The 16,813-nt window shown below is 60.5% G+C and carries 12 protein-coding genes and 1 pseudogene; 9 read left to right on the forward strand and 4 right to left on the reverse strand.

Annotated features, from left to right (window positions below; all coding sequences use genetic code 11):
• Positions 1–204 precede the first annotated feature (204 nt).
• Positions 205–1,101 carry a LysR family transcriptional regulator gene (locus MJP36_RS20035; RefSeq protein WP_104993289.1) on the reverse strand — a complete coding sequence of 299 codons (897 nt, stop codon included), beginning with the start codon at positions 1,099–1,101 and terminating at the stop codon, positions 205–207.
• A gap of 256 nt (positions 1,102–1,357) precedes the next feature.
• Here MJP36_RS20035 and MJP36_RS20040 point away from each other — a divergent pair, with 256 nt between their 5' ends.
• From MJP36_RS20040 to MJP36_RS20060, 5 genes are all read left to right on the forward strand, one after another.
• Entirely contained in the window at positions 1,358–2,602 is a 1,245-nt protein-coding gene (locus MJP36_RS20040) for a c-type cytochrome (RefSeq protein WP_425226323.1), read from the forward strand.
• Positions 2,599–3,072 (forward strand): (2Fe-2S)-binding protein, encoded by a 474-nt coding sequence (locus MJP36_RS20045; protein WP_060756398.1) that lies wholly within the window; start codon positions 2,599–2,601, stop codon positions 3,070–3,072. Before MJP36_RS20040 ends, MJP36_RS20045 begins: the two co-directional genes overlap by 4 nt.
• Positions 3,069–5,306, forward strand: a complete 2,238-nt coding sequence (locus MJP36_RS20050) for a xanthine dehydrogenase family protein molybdopterin-binding subunit (RefSeq protein WP_244383862.1) — start codon at positions 3,069–3,071, stop codon at positions 5,304–5,306. The genes MJP36_RS20045 and MJP36_RS20050 overlap by 4 nt, the downstream gene beginning before the upstream one ends.
• 47 nt (positions 5,307–5,353) lie before the next feature.
• Positions 5,354–6,466, forward strand: a complete 1,113-nt coding sequence (locus MJP36_RS20055; RefSeq protein WP_244383863.1) for an alkene reductase — start codon at positions 5,354–5,356, stop codon at positions 6,464–6,466.
• A gap of 123 nt (positions 6,467–6,589) precedes the next feature.
• On the forward strand, positions 6,590–8,215 hold the full coding sequence (locus MJP36_RS20060) for a methyl-accepting chemotaxis protein (protein ID WP_060756401.1): 1,626 nt from the start codon (positions 6,590–6,592) through the stop codon (positions 8,213–8,215).
• Between the two features lie 16 nt (positions 8,216–8,231).
• Here the strand turns inward: MJP36_RS20060 and MJP36_RS20065 are convergent, their stop codons facing one another.
• Entirely contained in the window at positions 8,232–9,182 is a 951-nt protein-coding gene (locus MJP36_RS20065) for a LysR substrate-binding domain-containing protein (RefSeq protein ID WP_060756402.1), read from the reverse strand.
• A gap of 188 nt (positions 9,183–9,370) precedes the next feature.
• Between MJP36_RS20065 and MJP36_RS20070 the strand changes: the two genes are divergently transcribed.
• The 4 genes from MJP36_RS20070 (at position 9,371) to MJP36_RS20085 (ending at position 13,611) form a co-directional block, all read left to right on the forward strand.
• Positions 9,371–10,261 carry a TauD/TfdA family dioxygenase gene (locus tag MJP36_RS20070; protein ID WP_090372002.1) on the forward strand — a complete coding sequence of 297 codons (891 nt, stop codon included), beginning with the start codon at positions 9,371–9,373 and terminating at the stop codon, positions 10,259–10,261.
• On the forward strand, positions 10,258–10,863 hold the full coding sequence (locus tag MJP36_RS20075; RefSeq protein WP_244383864.1) for a LysE family translocator: 606 nt from the start codon (positions 10,258–10,260) through the stop codon (positions 10,861–10,863). Before MJP36_RS20070 ends, MJP36_RS20075 begins: the two co-directional genes overlap by 4 nt.
• A 174-nt stretch (positions 10,864–11,037) precedes the next feature.
• Positions 11,038–11,874, forward strand: coding sequence for a helix-turn-helix transcriptional regulator (locus MJP36_RS20080; RefSeq protein ID WP_081087076.1), 837 nt, complete (start codon positions 11,038–11,040; stop codon positions 11,872–11,874).
• Positions 11,875–12,270: 396 nt separating this feature from the next.
• The gene (locus tag MJP36_RS20085; protein ID WP_244383865.1) at positions 12,271–13,611 is read left to right on the forward strand and encodes a diaminobutyrate--2-oxoglutarate transaminase family protein; all 1,341 of its coding nucleotides are present in this window, start codon (positions 12,271–12,273) and stop codon (positions 13,609–13,611) included.
• Between the two features lie 60 nt (positions 13,612–13,671).
• On the opposite strand, the gene MJP36_RS20090 is transcribed toward MJP36_RS20085, so the two are convergent.
• Together MJP36_RS20090 and macA are read right to left on the reverse strand one after the other, a co-directional pair.
• Positions 13,672–15,630 (reverse strand): MacB family efflux pump subunit, encoded by a 1,959-nt coding sequence (locus MJP36_RS20090; protein ID WP_104993283.1) that lies wholly within the window; start codon positions 15,628–15,630, stop codon positions 13,672–13,674.
• 2 nt (positions 15,631–15,632) lie between these two features.
• Positions 15,633–16,783: pseudogene (gene macA / locus MJP36_RS20095) on the reverse strand (macrolide transporter subunit MacA).
• Positions 16,784–16,813 lie beyond the last annotated feature (30 nt).

The following is a 16,813-nucleotide window of genomic DNA, read 5'->3' on the forward strand; positions in this document are numbered from 1 at the left end:
TCAAAGGAAATAGGAGACGTGGGGCAGTGCTGACCATTATGGCCAATTGCAACGTGAAGGAAACGTGAACCCACGCACACTACTGTCAACCTTGTTGAGACAGTATTTCGATTTCGGCTTTGATCGTAAACGGCTCGCGCAATCGCGCAACCCACCCGCCAGTCTTGCGCTGGCTGGCAGAAACCGTACGCCAGATGAAGGGCGTTAGCCGAGGATTTCCTCAAGGAATGCGATAAACACATTGATACGCCGCGAGCCACGGTGGTTAGGCAGGTACAGCGCATTGATGCCGGTGCTGGCGGTGCCGGGATTGACTTCATACTGTTCCAGCACGCGGGTCAGATGGCCCCGGCCGACGTCGTCACGCACCAGCCAGTCGGCCAGTAGCGCCACCCCGCCACCCGCCAGTGCCGCTTCGCGCAGGATGTCGGCGTTGTTGCTTTGCAAGCGCCCCTGCACGCTCAGGCGCAAGGTGTCCTCGTCGCCCTGGAACGTCCAGTCGTGGTGCGCCGCGCCATAGTCAAACCGCAGGCACTGATGGTTGAGCAGGTCATTGGGATGCAGCGGCAGACCGGCCTGCGCCAGATACTCGGGACTGGCCACGACCCAACGCTGGAAATCCCCGATCTTCTTGCTGACGACGTCCTCGTTGACCATCGAAGAACCGAGGCGCACAGACACGTCGATGCGCTCGCTGATCAGGTCGCTGACCCGATCGCTCAACGATAGGCTGATCTCCAGGCCCGGATGACGCTCAAGCAGACGCCCCAGGTGAGGCGCGATAATGCGTCGCCCGAACTCTACCGGGACGCTGGCACGCAGGTGCCCCTGGATCTCGGTGCCACGGTCGGCGACGGTGGCATCGGCTTCGTCGACGGCGTCGAGAATCACCACGGCCTTTTCGAAATAAGCCTGCCCCGCAGCCGTGACACTGGTGTTGCGTGTGGTGCGATTAAGCAGGCTGGCGCCCAAGGCACTTTCCAGGCCGGCCACCTGGCGCGTCACCGAAGACGTCGAGAGACCAAGCTTGCGCGCCGCTGATGAGTAGCCGCCACACCGCACGGTTTCAACGAACATCTTCAGCGCCAGCAATTTGTCCATCAGCCAATTCCGAACAAAAAAACAAGCGAACCACTATGCCCAAGCGTGCATGGAGTGTCTTGCACACGTGTGCTCAGGCACCGGCGCCGAGGAAAATCCGACGCTGGGCCAACTGAGCGATGCGTATGACGCAAAGCGCCGTTGCGCGGTTTGGCAATACCGCCGCGTGCGTCTCTTCTCTACCCTCGGCGATACGAATCCCTTGCGGGTTCACGGACGAATGAAGGGTGATGTCATGCAAGCCAGGCAGCTAGGAGTGGGCGCTGCAGTTCTCGCCTTGGCCGGTGGAATATGCGCGGTGCTGCTGATGTGGCGCCCGGCGATCGCACCGGCCGAACCGCCACGGCACTTCGATCCCGTTCAGGTAAAACAGGGCGCGCGGGTAGCCGAAGCCGGCGACTGCGCAGTCTGCCATACGCGACCCGGCGGCCAATACCTGGCGGGTGGATTGGCTCTGGTAACACCGTTCGGCACGCTCTACAGCACCAATATCACACCGGACGCCGAGACCGGTATTGGCCAATGGTCATTACCGGCCTTTGAGCGAGCCATGCGCGAAGGGGTCGCGCGCGATGGGCACTTCTTGTATCCCGCCTTCCCCTACGTGCACTACCGCCGCCTGACGCAAGGGGATATCCAGGACGTCTATGCCTATTTGATGAGTGGCCCCGCCGTGCACTCGCCAGCCGTACCGAACCAGATGAAATTCCCGATGAACATCCGGCCATTGGTGTCGTTCTGGAATCTGCTGTTCCTGCATACCCAACCCTTGACGCCCGTGGCGCAGCAATCGGCAAGCTGGAACCGTGGCCGCTACCTGGTCGAAGGTCCAGGCCACTGCGCCGGCTGCCATTCTCCACTTGACCCGCTGGGCGCCGAGAAAACCGCTGAGCACCTTGCGGGAGGGCGGGTCGACGGATGGGACGCGCCTTCCCTGCTGGGCCTGGCCAACCGTGCCCCTGCCTGGAGCAGCGAGCAGTTGGTGAGCTATCTGCGCGCGGAAGTCGTGGCAGGCCATGGTACCGCGGCCGGGCCGATGCGCCCGGTCAGCCTGGGCCTGGCCAAGCTGCCCGCCGGCGACGCCGAAGCCATTGCCGAATACCTGCTGAGCCTCACGAGCGCCGCATCTCCCTCCCCCGCCCCAGCGGTCACACGCCCCATCGGGGCAGCCGAGCAGGCGTCTGGCGCCCTGTTGTTCGAAGGCGCCTGTGCGGGTTGCCATGGCCCGGCCGCGCCGATGCGCGAGATCGACGGGCGCCCCGCCCTGGGCCAGACCTCAGCGCTGCAGGCAGTGAGCGCGCGCAACTTTCTCAAGACGGTGCTCGAAGGCGTGCCGGCCACCCCAGGGCAACCCGGGCCGGCCATGCCACCGTTCGTTGCCAGCCTGGACAACGAGCAGATCGCGGCACTGGCTGCATTTCTTCGCGAGCAGGCGAAGCCGGGCCAGCCATGGACAGACCTTTCTTCCACCCTTCACGAGTTACGCCAGGAGGCGCAATGACCCAAATGACCCTCAACGTCAACGGCTCGCCCCACTCGCTGGAGCTCGCGCCCGACATGCCGTTGCTGTATGCGCTGCGCAATCATCTGGGGCTTAACGGCGCCAAGTACGGCTGCGGTCTGGGACAGTGCGGTGCCTGCACTGTGCTGGTGGATGACCAGCCGGTATTTTCCTGCCTGACCCCCTGCACGGGCCTGGAGGGCAAGGCCATCCGCACGGTCGAGAGCCTGGGCACGGCAGAGCGTCCAGGCCCTTTGCAAAAGGCCTTTATCGAGACCCAGGCCGCGCAATGCGGTTACTGCATCGCCGGCATGCTGATGCGCGCCCAGGCGTTGCTTGAGCACACTCCCCATCCAGACGAAGACACCATTCGCGAGCATATGGCGAGCAACCTGTGCCGCTGCGGAACCCACTTGCGGATCGTCGAGGCCATCAGCCGTGTCGCCAGGCAAGACAGGAGCGCCGTATGACCCTTCAGCCTGAGGTTGATCAGGGGCGCCGCGCTTTTCTGCGCGCAGGCGCGCTGGTCCTGACATTCACCCTTTTACCGGCAGCGCGGCATGCACTGGCCGACAGCGAAGTCGATACGCTCGGCACGGTGGTGCTGGCACCCGATCTTCCTGGAAGCCTGCGCACCAATCCCTACCTCGATGCCTGGATCCGCGTCGATGCCGAGGGCATCACCGTCTACACCGGCAAGGTTGAATTGGGGACAGGCGTGAAAACCGCCCTCCTGCAGATTGCCGCCGAACGCCTGGATATCTCACCCTCCGCGATCCGTCTGCTCACTGCGGATACCGCCCTGACGCCCGACGAAGGCTACACCGCCGGCAGCCACAGTATTTTCGACAGCGGCACGGCCTTGTTCAATGCGGCGGCTCAGGTTCGCGAGTTGCTGTTGGAGTCGGCGGCACGCCGTTGGAAAGTCGAAACCGCCTTGCTGACCACTCAGGAGGGCGTCATCGAGGGCCTGAACGGGCAACGGATGACCTATGCCGAAGCCGTCAAGGGCGTTGACCTGCACCACTATGCGAAGGCGCAATCACCCTCGATGCCGGCGTCCGCGTTCAAGCTGATCGGCCATTCTCTTGCACGCCTGGATATCCCGGCCAAGGTCAGTGGTGGCGCAGCGTTCGTCCAGGATCTGCGCCTGCCCGGCATGCTACATGCCCGCGTCATCCGTCCACCACGTCCTGGTTGCCTGCTTGAAGCGTTCGATACCGAGTCAGTCAAAAACCTGCCCGGCGTCGTACAGGTGGTGCGTGACGGCAACTACCTGGCCGTGGTGGCCGAAGATGAATGGCAAGCCATCAAAGCGATGCGCAGCGGGTATGCACTGGCCCGCTGGAGCGGTGCAGAGGCGATTCCCGACGCGGATGACATCCACTCGTTGTTGACCCGCCTGCCCGCCCATCGCTATCCCATCAGCCATGAAGGCAACCCGGCCGCCGTAGCCGGCGCGAGTTATCACGCGCGCGTCACCAAGCAGTACCTCATGCACGGGTCCATTGGCCCGTCCTGCGCCGTGGCCTGGTTCAAGGACGGCATGCTCACCGTGTGGACCCACACGCAAGGTGTCTACCCTCTTCGCACCGGGATCGCCGAGATGCTGGGGCTGGCACCGGCGCAGGTGCGCTGCATCCATGTCGAGGGGGCCGGCTGTTACGGCCACAATGGCGCGGACGACGCGGCAGCCGACGCCGCGCTGATTGCAATGCGCGTCGCCGGCACGCCCGTGCGTGTGCAATGGATGCGCGAGCAGGAAAACCTCTGGGAGCCCTACAGCAGTGCCATGCTCACCGAGGTCCGGGCCACCCTCGATGCACAGGGCAAATTGCAGGACTGGGCCTATGAGCTGTGGACCACGCCACACAACGAACGCATCGTAAATGCCGGCAGACTGATCCCCGCTCGGCTGTTGGCCCGTCCGTTCGTCTCCGCGCCGTCGGTTCCAATCGCCCAGCCCGAAGGGGATGGCGATCGGAATGCGGTGCCGCTGTACACCCTGGCCTCTACGCGCATCGACATGAACTTCGTGACCACAATGCCGTTTCGCACATCCGCCATGCGTTCGCTGGGGGCCCACATCAATATCTTCGCCATCGAAGCCTGTATCGATGAACTGGCCATCCAGGCCGGCATCGATCCGGTTGCCTTGCGCCTTGCCCATCTGGCAGACCCGCGAGCCCGTGCGGTAGTCGAGCGCGTCCGGGATGCCAGCGGCTGGCCGCATAAAGGCAATCAACCGGGCTCCGGCATTGGCTTCGCGTTTGCCCGCTACAAGAACATCATGGGCTACTGCGCACTCGCCGTGCGTTTGCACGTGCATCCGCAAACCGGCGAGATTCAGCTCGACCAAGTGATAACCGCCGTGGACGTGGGGCAAATCGTCAACCCCGATGGCCTGCGCAACCAGGTGGAGGGAGGCATCGTGCAGTCCGCCAGCTGGACCTTGTATGAAAAAGTCGGCTACGACCCGGGCGGAGTCCGCAGCTACGACTGGAGCGGTTACCCGATCCTGCGCTTTCCTCAGTTACCCAAGCAGGTCGACGTACATTTGCTCGATCAGCCCGGACAACCCTTTCTTGGCGCGGCCGAGATCGTCCAGGGCCCCATGGCCGCCGCCATCGGCAACGCCGTCGCGAACGCCACCGGCCGCCGCTGGCTGAACCTGCCCCTGACCCGCTCAGTACAACAGGCATAGCCCTAAGCCCCCTTCAACGCATTGCGTTTGACGCAAAGGAAATACCCATGACTCAGCACCTGTTTCAACCTATCGCCGTTGGCCCCTACACACTGGCTCATCGTGTGGCCATGGCCCCTCTGACCCGCTCCCGAGCCGGCCAGCCGGGCGATCTTCCGACCGCCCTGAACGCCGAGTATTACCGGCAACGCGCCAGTGCCGCCTTGATCATCACCGAAGCCACGCAGATTTCCCGTCAAGGTCAGGGCTACGCCTGGACCCCGGGGATTTACAGTGATGAACAGGTGCAAGGCTGGCGCCAGGTGAGTACACAGGTGCACGAAGCCGGGGGACTGATCTTCATGCAACTGTGGCATGTGGGGCGTGTTTCCCATCCCAGCTTCCAACCCGATAACGCCCTGCCGGTTGCCCCCAGCGCACTGCCGGTGCCAGGCAAGACATTTATCGTCGATGACGATGGCAACGGCGTCTGGGGGGATGTACCCGTACCACGTGCCCTGGAAACTGCGGAGATTGTGCAGATCATCGAGGATTACCGTCGCGCCGCGCGCAACGCCTTGAAAGCCGGGATGGACGGCATTGAAATCCACGCGGGCAACGGTTATCTGCTCGACCAGTTCATCAATAGCAACAGCAACCAGCGTGAGGACGCCTACGGCGGCAGTGTGGAAAATCGCGCGCGCCTGTTGTTGCAAGTCGTCGAGGCGGTTGGCGATGAAGTCGGGGCGGAGCGCGTAGGTGTACGGCTGACACCGATGGGCCGCTTCATGGGCATGGGCGATGCGACTCCCGAAGCCACATTCGGCCATATCGTCAGCGCCCTGAACCGCTGGCCCCTGGCCTACCTGCACCTTGTGGAACCTGCCGTGGTCGGCACCGTCAAGGACGAGCATTTCGATCCGCGCTGGGACGCAATCATCGGCCAACTTCGTACGCAATGGAAAGGCGTGCTGATGGTGGCCGGTGGTTACGATCCGAAAACCGCAGAACATGCCCTGGCCGCCAACCGCGCTGACATCATTGCCTTCGGAAGGCCGTTCCTGGCCAACCCTGACTTGCCACGGCGCATCCGTGAGGGACTGGCGCTCAACGCGTCAGACCCCAGTACCTTCTTTGGTGGCGACCAGCGCGGATACACTGATTACCCCGCTCATCCATAAGCCTCAACCCGCGCCGCATTTAACGTCCGGTAATCGAACGAGTTCCCACTTTTGCCGCTTAAGTTCCTGAAGCGGCGGCGGATAGCTCGGTCACTATTATCCAGTCGTTCACGGAGTGGCCTCATGCTCGCCCATCTGAAAATTCGCACCGGTATGTTCGGGGTGCTCCTGCTGTTCGTCATTGCACTGCTGTTCTCGGCCCTGAACGGTTGGTGGTCGGCCGAACGCAGTCACGACCAGATTGACGAGTTGGGGCGCACTTCACGCCAAATCGACGGGATCAACAACGCATTGCTACTGGCCATTCGCACCAGCGCCAATGTGTCCTCGGCGTTTATCGAGACCGTCGGCGCACGCTTTGATGAGTCGCAGGCACGGCTGGTTCGCAGCGAGGCTATCTGGAGCGAGGCCATCGCCAAGCTCGATGCCTCGACCACAGACTTGCGTGAGCCGGCGCTGAAAGCGCTCGCCGACACTCTCAAAGAGGCATTCGCCGAATACGGTACGGCCATCGCCGGCCAGCGCGCCGCCACTCGTGCGCATTCGGCCGATCAGTATTTCCAGGTCAATATCGCTGCCGGCAATAGCATGACCAAGCTGCAGGAAATCCGCGTGAAGCTGGTCGACGCTTTGAATGCCCGCGCCCAAGAGATCAACACGCAAGCGGCTGCGCGGCTGAAGACTGCGCAAACGCTGGCTATCGCCCTGACCCTGTCGACCCTGGCACTCGCGCTCGTCTGCTGGACATTCATTGCCGGCAGGGTCCTGCGGCCATTGCGCGAGGCCGGCGAACACTTCAAACGCATTGCCGGGGGCGACTTGACCTGTGAGGTCGTCTCGCCTGGTCGCAACGAAATCGGCGAGTTGTTCGTTGAACTCCAACGCATGCAGACCCGCCAGCGCGAAACTCTGATCCAGATCGCTGACTCCGCCACGCAGTTGGCCTCAGCCGCTGAACAACTCAATGCCGTCACCGAAGAAAGCAACCGTGGCCTGCAACAGCAGGACATGCAACTGGAACAGGCAGCGACAGCCGTCAACCAGATGACCAGCGCGGTCGAAGAAGTGGCGCGCAACGCAGTGTCTACCTCGCAAGCGGCCACCGCCTCCCATACGCTGTCGGAAAGAAGCCGCCAGCAAGTACGCGAGAACATCAGCGGCACGCAATCGATGGCCACCGAGATTCAGGGCAGCGCAACGCATATCCAGCACCTCGCCGATGAAGTGCGCAACATCGGCAAGGTATTGGACGTGATCCGCTCAGTCTCGGAGCAGACCAACCTGCTGGCCCTCAATGCGGCCATCGAAGCGGCCCGCGCAGGTGAAGCAGGCCGGGGGTTTGCCGTCGTGGCCGACGAGGTGCGCACCCTCGCCTACCGTACCCAGACATCGACCCGCGAGATCGAACAGATGATTGCGAACGTGCAAAGCACGGCCGAACAGGCGGTGGGTTCGATGCGCAGCAGCACGGCGCGGGCGCAAGACACACTGGGTATCACCCAGGCGTCGGGGGCCGTGCTGGAAGATATTTTCGCGGCCATCAGCCAGATCAATGAGCGCAACCTGGTGATTGCCAGTGCAGCCGAAGAGCAGGCTCAGGTTGCCCGTGAGGTGGACAGCAATTTGCTGGCGATCCGCGACCTGTCGGCGCAGTCTGCGGCAGGTGCCTTGCAGACCCGCGCAGCCAGCCAGGCGCTAGCAACGCTGGCCGCAGGGTTGAGCACGCTGGTGGGACGCTTTCGAACCTGACGTTGCCAGGGCTGCGTCAACTCAAGAATTCCAACCCGCGCTCGTCTATCACCGGCACGGTTTCCAGCAAATAACGCTTGAAGCTCTCCAGCGCGGCGTTGTGATTGCTGCGTGCGGGCCATACCAGGTAGTAGCTGTCACCGGTACTGACCGCCTTGTTGTAGGGCAGTACCAGTGAGCCCTTGACCAATTCGTCACCGACCAGCGCCAGGTCACCGATGGAAACGCCGCGCCCCTGGATCGCGGCGGAGATACCCAGTTCCAGGGTGTCGAAAATTTTGCCTTTCTGCCAGGAAACCGCCGACATCAAGCCCACACGCTCCAGCCAGCGTTGCCAATCGCGCCGGTCTCGGGACGGGTGGATCAATTCCGCGGAGAATATCCCCTCACCGCTCAGGTTGTGCTGCTCCAGCAGGCTCGGCGAGCAGACCGGTATCAGCCATTCATCAAACAGCTTGATAAACTCAAGGTCATCGGAAAAACGCCCGTTGCCCAACAACACGGCACAGTCGAACGGCTCGACATCGAAGTTGACGAAATCGACGTCCATCCACTCGCTGGACAATTGCGCCTGCTCTATACCGTTCACGGCATTGAACTCATCCAGCACATGCAGCAACCAGCGCATTGTCAAGGTGGAAGGCGCCTTGACCCTCAGGGTTTTCTCCTTGCGGCTGGTGACGGTGCAGGCATTTTCGATCAGGCGAAAGCCGACTTTCAATTCTTGAGCCAACAATCGTCCGGTCTGGGTGAGGAAAATTTTCGGCCCTTTGCGCTCGAACAATGCGCAGCCAAAATGCTCCTCCAAGGCCTTGACGTGCCGGCTTACGGCGCTTTGGGTGATAAAGAGGGTGTCGGCAGCCTGGGTAAAAGAACTGAAACGCGCAGCCAATTCGAAGGCCCGCAATGCGTAGAGCGGCGGCAGCCGGCGCGCGCCCTGATCAAGCGCATCATGATTCATACTCATCCTTACCCATCATTTTTTTCCGTTTTTAAATACCGTGCGATTGACAAATAATCAACCGTACAAATAAGCGACAGACTTATTAGTCATTTCAAGCGCAACCGAACCCTATAAAAAATCCAATCATGCTTGGCATGCGCCTAACCTCTGCGGCCTTTAATAGTTTTTAAACACACAGCAGATCCTTCACCATGCCTAATTTCAATCAACTCCTGTCTTCCAGTATCCAGCAAGCGAAACTCGACCAGGCGACCGAATCCGATATATTGAATTTTCGTTTATTTGGTAATAAAAAAGGCTTCCTGCATTTAAAAGACCTGCCCATCGGCACAATTCCGCCAACACCGAGCGACCGCGCCAGCCTGCAAAAAGAGTGCACGATCAGTGAGCAGATCATTCTGAAAGCCACGGCCATGCTGGGCGACCCAATTGGTTATATCCAGGAATCCAACGGCGATATCATCAATAACTTTTTCCCGCATAAAAAGTACTCCAAGGGTGCCAACTCGGACAGCTACGATTGTGAGTTGGAACTGCATACCGAAAATGCCTTTCATGCCGTGTCTCCGGATTATCTGGTGCTTTTCTGCCTGCGCCAGGACCCCGGCGCCGAGGCCGCGACCTTCATCAGCTCCATCGATGGCATTCGCGACATTATTACCCCGCATGACCTGAATTATTTCCATGAAGAAAAATACAACTTTCTGTCGGACTACTGCGCCACAGAAAAAAACTGCCGCATTGATATAAACCAAAAACAAACGGTTCTATACGGTGACCCCGAGTCCCCCTATTTCCGCTTTGACCCTCAATTCATGGTGGCCAGCAGCAAACACGCGCAACTCAAGCTCGAACTCCTGCGCAAGGCCGCCTGGGAAGTCGCCCACCCGGTGCACCTCAAGGCCGGTGACCTGTTGATCATCGACAACCGTAAAACCGCGCATGCCCGCAGTGCGTTCTCAGCTGGCCTGGATGGCCGCGATCGCTGGATCCAACGCACATTCGCGGTCGCCGGCTATCGCTACTACGCGCAACGCCTGGGCAAAAACCAACGTGTCCTGGACCTGGTAACCACCCTATGAGCATGCTGCACCTGACCTTTGCCCTGGCCGTGTTTTTCCTGATTGCCTCGCCCGGCCCGGTGGTGGCCCTGGTCATCTCCGATGCCAGGCAAGCCTGGCCTGCGGCCACGATCACGGGCGGCGTGGTGTCCGCCCAACTCTTGCTGCTGATCACCCTGACGCTCATCTATACCGCGCTGGATGTGAGCCCGGTGCTGCTGAACTGGGGCCAAGTGGTCGGCGGGCTGTATCTGGCCTGGCTGGGGGTGTCCAGCCTCCTGGCCAGTTCGGACAGCGTTGCCAGGGTGCAAAAAAGCCAGCGTCATTTTTTCTGGCGCGCCCTGAAAGTGGGGTTGTCCAACCCGAAAGACATCCTGTTTTTCCTCGCTTTCCTGCCTGGGTTCATCGAACCCAATGGCGACTTCATTAAACAGGGACTGATCCTCGCCCTGATCTGGGGGGTGATCGATATCACCATCCTGCTGATCTATGGCGCCATCTCGCGCCAGATGCTGTCCTTCGCGGTGGCCCAGAAAGTCATGGCCAAGGCCCCCAGTGTATTTCTGCTGGGGATCGGCCTGCTGTCCGGAGTGATGGGCACACAGCGGCTGATGCAGGGATGAAAACGTGCAACGCCAAATAATATCATTAAGCCATCATTCAAAAATGATGCTAGGTCACCGTTTAAAAACATGCAACCAAAGCTCGGGCTTTCTTGCCGCTTTACCCCGTGAGGCTTGCGCTTCAACCGACCCAACCGCTGTGACAGTCATCAACCGAAACATGACGGTGAAATAATGAACGCTCAAACACTGTTTCCTCTCATCGGTAAAGTCATCGCCAGTACGGGCAGCCGCCACTTCTCGCGATTTCTGCATGATCTGGTACTCACCAAGGTGCCCGTGGATGCCACGCACATCACCCATGTGCGCATCGATGGCGCTGACGGCGCGCGCGTAGAGCCCACCGGGGCCGGCGCGGAGATCCTGAGCCCGGAGCACATGTCTTCGTTGATCAAGTCCGCTCAACCCAGAACACCTGAATCACCGACCGCCCTACAGGTAGCAAAGCCCGTCCTCGCGCAATCCGTGGCGAGCTTTTCAGCGTCGGCCGGCGCGTCTTCAAAACCGGCGTTGACGCCCATTCCCTTCAGTTCCCAGCTGCATCTCAAATCCCGGAAAAAAGAATACTTTTATATAATTTCGTTCTACCGCGAACACATCGATGACTTCTCGATGCAGGAGCAGATAATCCTCAAGGATTTCTCCTTGCTCCTGCTGGCGTTGGTAGAGAAGCACATTAATGCGATAAATTCTCAAGGCATGCCGGACAAAAATATCGCCGTTGATGGGCTTGTCCCACAAAACCGGGACATGGATTCCCTGCGCCAGCGTTTTGAGGCTCGCCTGGTGCAATCTGGCTTGAGGCTGTCCAACCGCGAAAAGGAAATCTGCGCCGGCCTGCTGGCGGGGCGTACCGCGCCTGAGCTGGCTGAAGCGCTGGAGCTCAAAGTCAATACCGTGGAAAGCTACTTGAAACGCGCGGTGATCAAGATGGGCATCAGCGGGCGCCATTCGCTGATCCGTTGGATGCATGCCAATCCTGGTAACCCGACGGTGACACGCCTGCAATAAAAAACACCCTGTTTATTCATTTAACAGCAGAATCACTGACACTTTCTTCGTGCAACCACACACAACTTTCACGGTTCAAGCGCAGGCGCGGGTTATTACTCTTATTGTCACCTGATTGACAGAGATTCCGGGGACATCCCGCGCCTGAACCGATAGCGGCCGTTGCCGCCTTCCTTCAAACTAAACCGGGTCATAAGTTAACTTGACAGTGCTCACTTTACAGGCTGTTCGGCTAACTTTACGGCTGCGTTTATTTTCCAGCAACAAACGTCATACGGTCATATAACCGGCCCACCGTTTACTGCCTTGAATAACGCTCGTTATTAACGACACGCCGTCTCTTGTTCCATCAACTATCCAGCGCTGCGCTTTGCCGCAGCCGATGAGTGCATGATTATGGAAGAGCTAAGTTATCTGAAGAAAGTCGAATCGAATGCACGCACCTATGCCGCCACGTTCCAGCGCCTGTTCGTCAGCGGCAAAGGCGTGTGGGTCAAGGATGCCCAAGGCAAGGAATACCTCGACTGCCTGGCCAACGCCGGAACTCTGGCCTTGGGGCATAATCCGCCCGTCGTCAAAGAAGCGGTGCTGGATTTCCTCGGCACCGACCAACTGCAACAAGCCTTGGACTTGGCCACACCCGCCAAGCAGGCGTTTGTACAGGAACTGTTTTCCCAATTGCCGGCCGCCATGCGTGACTCCAGCAAGATTCTGTTCTGCGGCCCCAGCGGCTCGGATGCGGTGGAAGCCGCGATCAAACTGGCGCGTCATTACACCAAACGCTCGGCGCTGATGGCCTTTCACGGCGGCTATCACGGTATGACCGCCGGCGCCCTGTCGGCCATGGGCAATCTCAACCCCAAAAACATCCCCAGCGTCACCGCGCAAAACACCCACTTCCTGCCCTTCCCGTATCGCTTCCGCTGCCCGTTCGGCACCGATGGCGAGCAGACGGACCAACTGTCAATCGACTACATCCGCACCGTACTTTCCGACCCGGAAGGTGGCGTCACCCGCCCCGCCGCCGTGCTCGTCGAAGTGGTGCAAGGTGAAGGTGGCTGTATTCCCGCTTCCGCCCAGTGGCTGCGTGGGTTACGCGAGATCACCCGCGAGTTGGGCATTGTGCTGATCATCGACGAAGTGCAGACCGGCCTGGGCCGTACCGGCAGCACCTTTGCCATCGAACATGCCGGTATCGTGCCCGACATCCTGGTGCTGTCCAAGGCGATCGGCGGCGGCTACCCGCTGTCGGTGATTGTCTACGCCGAACACCTCGATACCTGGGGCCCGGGCATGCACGCCGGCACCTTCCGCGGCAATCAGATCGCCATGGTCGCCGGGCGTGCCACCATGCGCCATATCCGCCAGGCCAACCTGGTTGAAAATGCCACGGCACGTGGCGCGCAACTGCTGGCCGGCCTGCAGGAGATCGCCGGGCGATATGACCCGATCGCCGATGTACGCGGTCGTGGCCTGATGATCGGGGTCGAGGTCACCAAGTCACGCGTGGACGGTCGGGTGGGCCTGGGTGATGGCACCCTGGCGCGGGCGATCAAGCTCAATTGTTTCGATAACGGCCTGATTATCGAAACCGGCGGTCGTCACGGTTCCGTCCTGCGATTCCTGCCCGCCCTGACCATCACCGAAGCCCAGGTAGGCAACGTGCTCGAGCGCTTCGAAGACGCCGTCAGTACCGCCACCGCGCACCGCTTGCACAGCGTTAGTCAGTCGGCCTGACCACCGGCCGCAAAAAAAGCCCGCCAACCGTCAACGGTGGCGGGCTTTTTAACGGGTGCCTCAGTCCCGTGCGAGGGCTTCGATCGGGTCCAGTCGCGCCGCATTGCGGGCCGGTACAAAGCCGAAGATGATGCCAATCAGGCTTGAACACACGAACGCAGTGACAATCGACTCCAGGGAAAACACCATCTGCCATTCCTTGATCAGCAGGGAAAACACAAAGCCGATCCCGAACGACAACGAGATACCGATGACTCCGCCGATCAGGCAGACCATCACCGCTTCCACCAGGAACTGTTGGCGAATATCCGACTGACGTGCCCCCACCGCCATGCGGATGCCGATTTCCCGTGTACGCTCGGTCACCGACACCAGCATGATATTCATCACGCCGATGCCGCCCACGACCAGGGAAATCAAGGCGATCAGCGACAGCAGCAACGCCAGCGACTGACTGGTCTTTTGCACCGTCTGCATGATGCTGTCGAGGTTGTAGGTGAAGAAGTCCTTGGTGCCGTGGCGCTGTTCCAGCAGTTTGACCACGTTGGCTTCCACCACCTTGCTCGGCTGCCCGTCCTTGATCCGCACCGTGATGCTATCCAGGTAACGCTGGCCCAGCAGGCGGCCGGCCGCGGTTTCGTACGGCACCCAGACATTCAGGGCCTTGCTGGTGTTGAAGATGTTTTTATTCTCCGCCGCCACCCCGATCACCGTGCACGGCAAGTTCCCCACCAGGATGATCTGGCCCAGTGCCTCGACATTCGGGCCGAACAAACGGTTGCGGGTATTGTGGTCAATTACCACGACCTGAGCCTGGCGAGTGTCATCCTCCTGGCTGAAGGTGATGCCTTCGGCGATCTTGATCCCACGCACCTGGAACGAGCTGGCACTCACGCCGTTGACCGTGGCATCCACGTCGATATTGCCGAAGCGCAGCAGCAGGTTGCGCCCGGCGTTGGGGGTTGCGCTGTCGATGTAATGCAACTGACTGAGCGCGGTTACATCGGACAGCACCAGGGTCTGGATGGCCGAGGCATGGCTGTCACCAAAGTCGGTGCCCGGGTAGATATCGATGGTGTTGCTGCCGATCGCCTGGATATCACTGAGGACGTAACGTTTGGCCCCTTCGCCGATCGCCACGATCGACACCACCGAGGTGATGCCGATCACGATCCCCAGCATGGTCAACAACGTGCGCATGCGGTGCGAAATCAACGCGATCCAGGCCATCACGAAGGCTTCCTTGAACAGCCCCAGGCTCGCCACCAGGCGCCGCCCCGGGCTGGCCTTGAGCTGGGCGGCCGCCGGCGCTGCCGCCTCGACCCCGACGCGTTCATTGGCCCGATCACTGAGGACCTCGCCGTCGCGCATCTCGATGATACGTTCGGCATTCGCCGCGACCTTCGCATCGTGGGTCACGATAATCACCGTATGCCCCGCCGCGTGCAGCTCCAGCAAGATGTTCATCACTTCCTTGCCGCTGGCGGTGTCGAGGGCGCCGGTCGGTTCGTCGGCCAGAATCACCTCACCGCCGTTCATCAAGGCCCGCGCAATACTCACCCGTTGCTGCTGGCCACCGGACAACTGGCTGGGACGGTTGACCAGGTGATTGGCCAGGCCCAGGCGCGCCAGCAGTTCCTTGGCACGGCTGTGGCGCTGAGCTTCCGTGACGCCGGCGTAGATCGACGGCATCTCGACGTTGTGCATGGCGCTCAAGTGCGGCAGCAGGTGGTAACGCTGGAAGATGAAACCGAAGTGATCACGGCGCAGTTCCGCCAGTTCATGGTCTTCCAGGTCGCGGGTTTCACGGCCGTTGATGGTGTAGCTGCCCTCAGTGGCGTAGTCCAGGCAACCCAGGATATTCATCAATGTCGACTTGCCCGACCCCGAGGCGCCGGTGATTGCCACCATTTCCCCGGCGTTGATCGTCAAGTTGACATTCTTGAGGGCCATGAAGGCCTTCTCACCGGCCACAAAACTGCGGCTGATGCCTTTGAGCTCCAACAAGGCTTGAGTCATTGTCAGACCCCCGCCACGGCAGGCGCAGGATCACCGATGACGACTTTGTCGCCTTCTGCCAGGCCATCCTTGATCTGTGCCTTGACGTTGTTATTGATCCCCACCTGCACGTTGCGCTCCTGGGCGTGACCGGTCTCGTCGATCACCCGCACCACGTACGAACCGTCCCCATTGCGCTTGCCCAGTGCCGCCACCGGCACCATCAGCACATCCTTGGCGATGTCACGCACGATGCACTTGGGCGGTCATCGAAATACGCAGGCGATGTTCCGGGTTGGGCACATCGAACAAGGCGTTGTAGAACACCGCCGTGTTCTGCTTGGGGGGTGCCCGCGGCCTGGGTGTCCAGGTAGTTCTGCGGTGCGGGTTCGGTGCCGCGCAGTTTGGCGTAGTAGCGTTTGTCGGCTTCGCCCAGGATGGTGAAGTACACCTCCTGGCCCGGCCGGATATGAATCACATCGGCTTCCGACACCTGTGCCTTGATGGTCATGGTGTCCAGATCGGCCAGTTTCAGCAGCACCGGCGCCAGTTGCTCGGCGATCACGGTCTGGCCTTCCTGGGTGACGATGCCGACCACATCACCGTCAATCGGCGCGACGATACGGGTGTAGCCCAGGTTGACCTTGGCGGTGTCGATCTGGATACGCGCATTTTTCAGTTGGGCATCCAGGGCGACCAGATTGGCGCTCTGTACCAGATAGTTGGATTCGGCGGTCTCGAAATCCTGCCGGGAAATGGCCGCGTCCGATTGCAGTTGGGTGTAACGCTCCCAGACCGATTTGGTCTGGGCAACCTGCGCCGCCGTCGCCTTGCGCTGGGCCTCCAGATTTTCTTCATTGACCTGGGCCTGGCGCAGGGTGTTCTGCAGCACCAAGGGGTCGATTTCCGCCAACCACTCGCCCTTCTTGACCTTATCGCCAAGCTTGACCTTCAGTGATTTCAACTGGCCGGAGACTTGCGCGCCGACATCAACCTGCTTGACCCCCTGCAAAATCCCGGTGGCCAGCACTGAGTTCTCGATCTCGCCGCGCTCGACCTTGGCAGTCAGATATTCGGGTGGCTCGGCGGGTGATTGCACCGAATAGACAATCATCCCAGCCACGACCGCCAGCCCCACGCCCCAAAAAACCTTGCGAAACTTCGACTTTTCCATAGATGACCACTAATACGTTGAAAGGTAGAC

The organism is Pseudomonas palleroniana, from assembly GCF_022836895.1.
GTDB lineage: Bacteria > Pseudomonadota > Gammaproteobacteria > Pseudomonadales > Pseudomonadaceae > Aquipseudomonas > Aquipseudomonas palleroniana.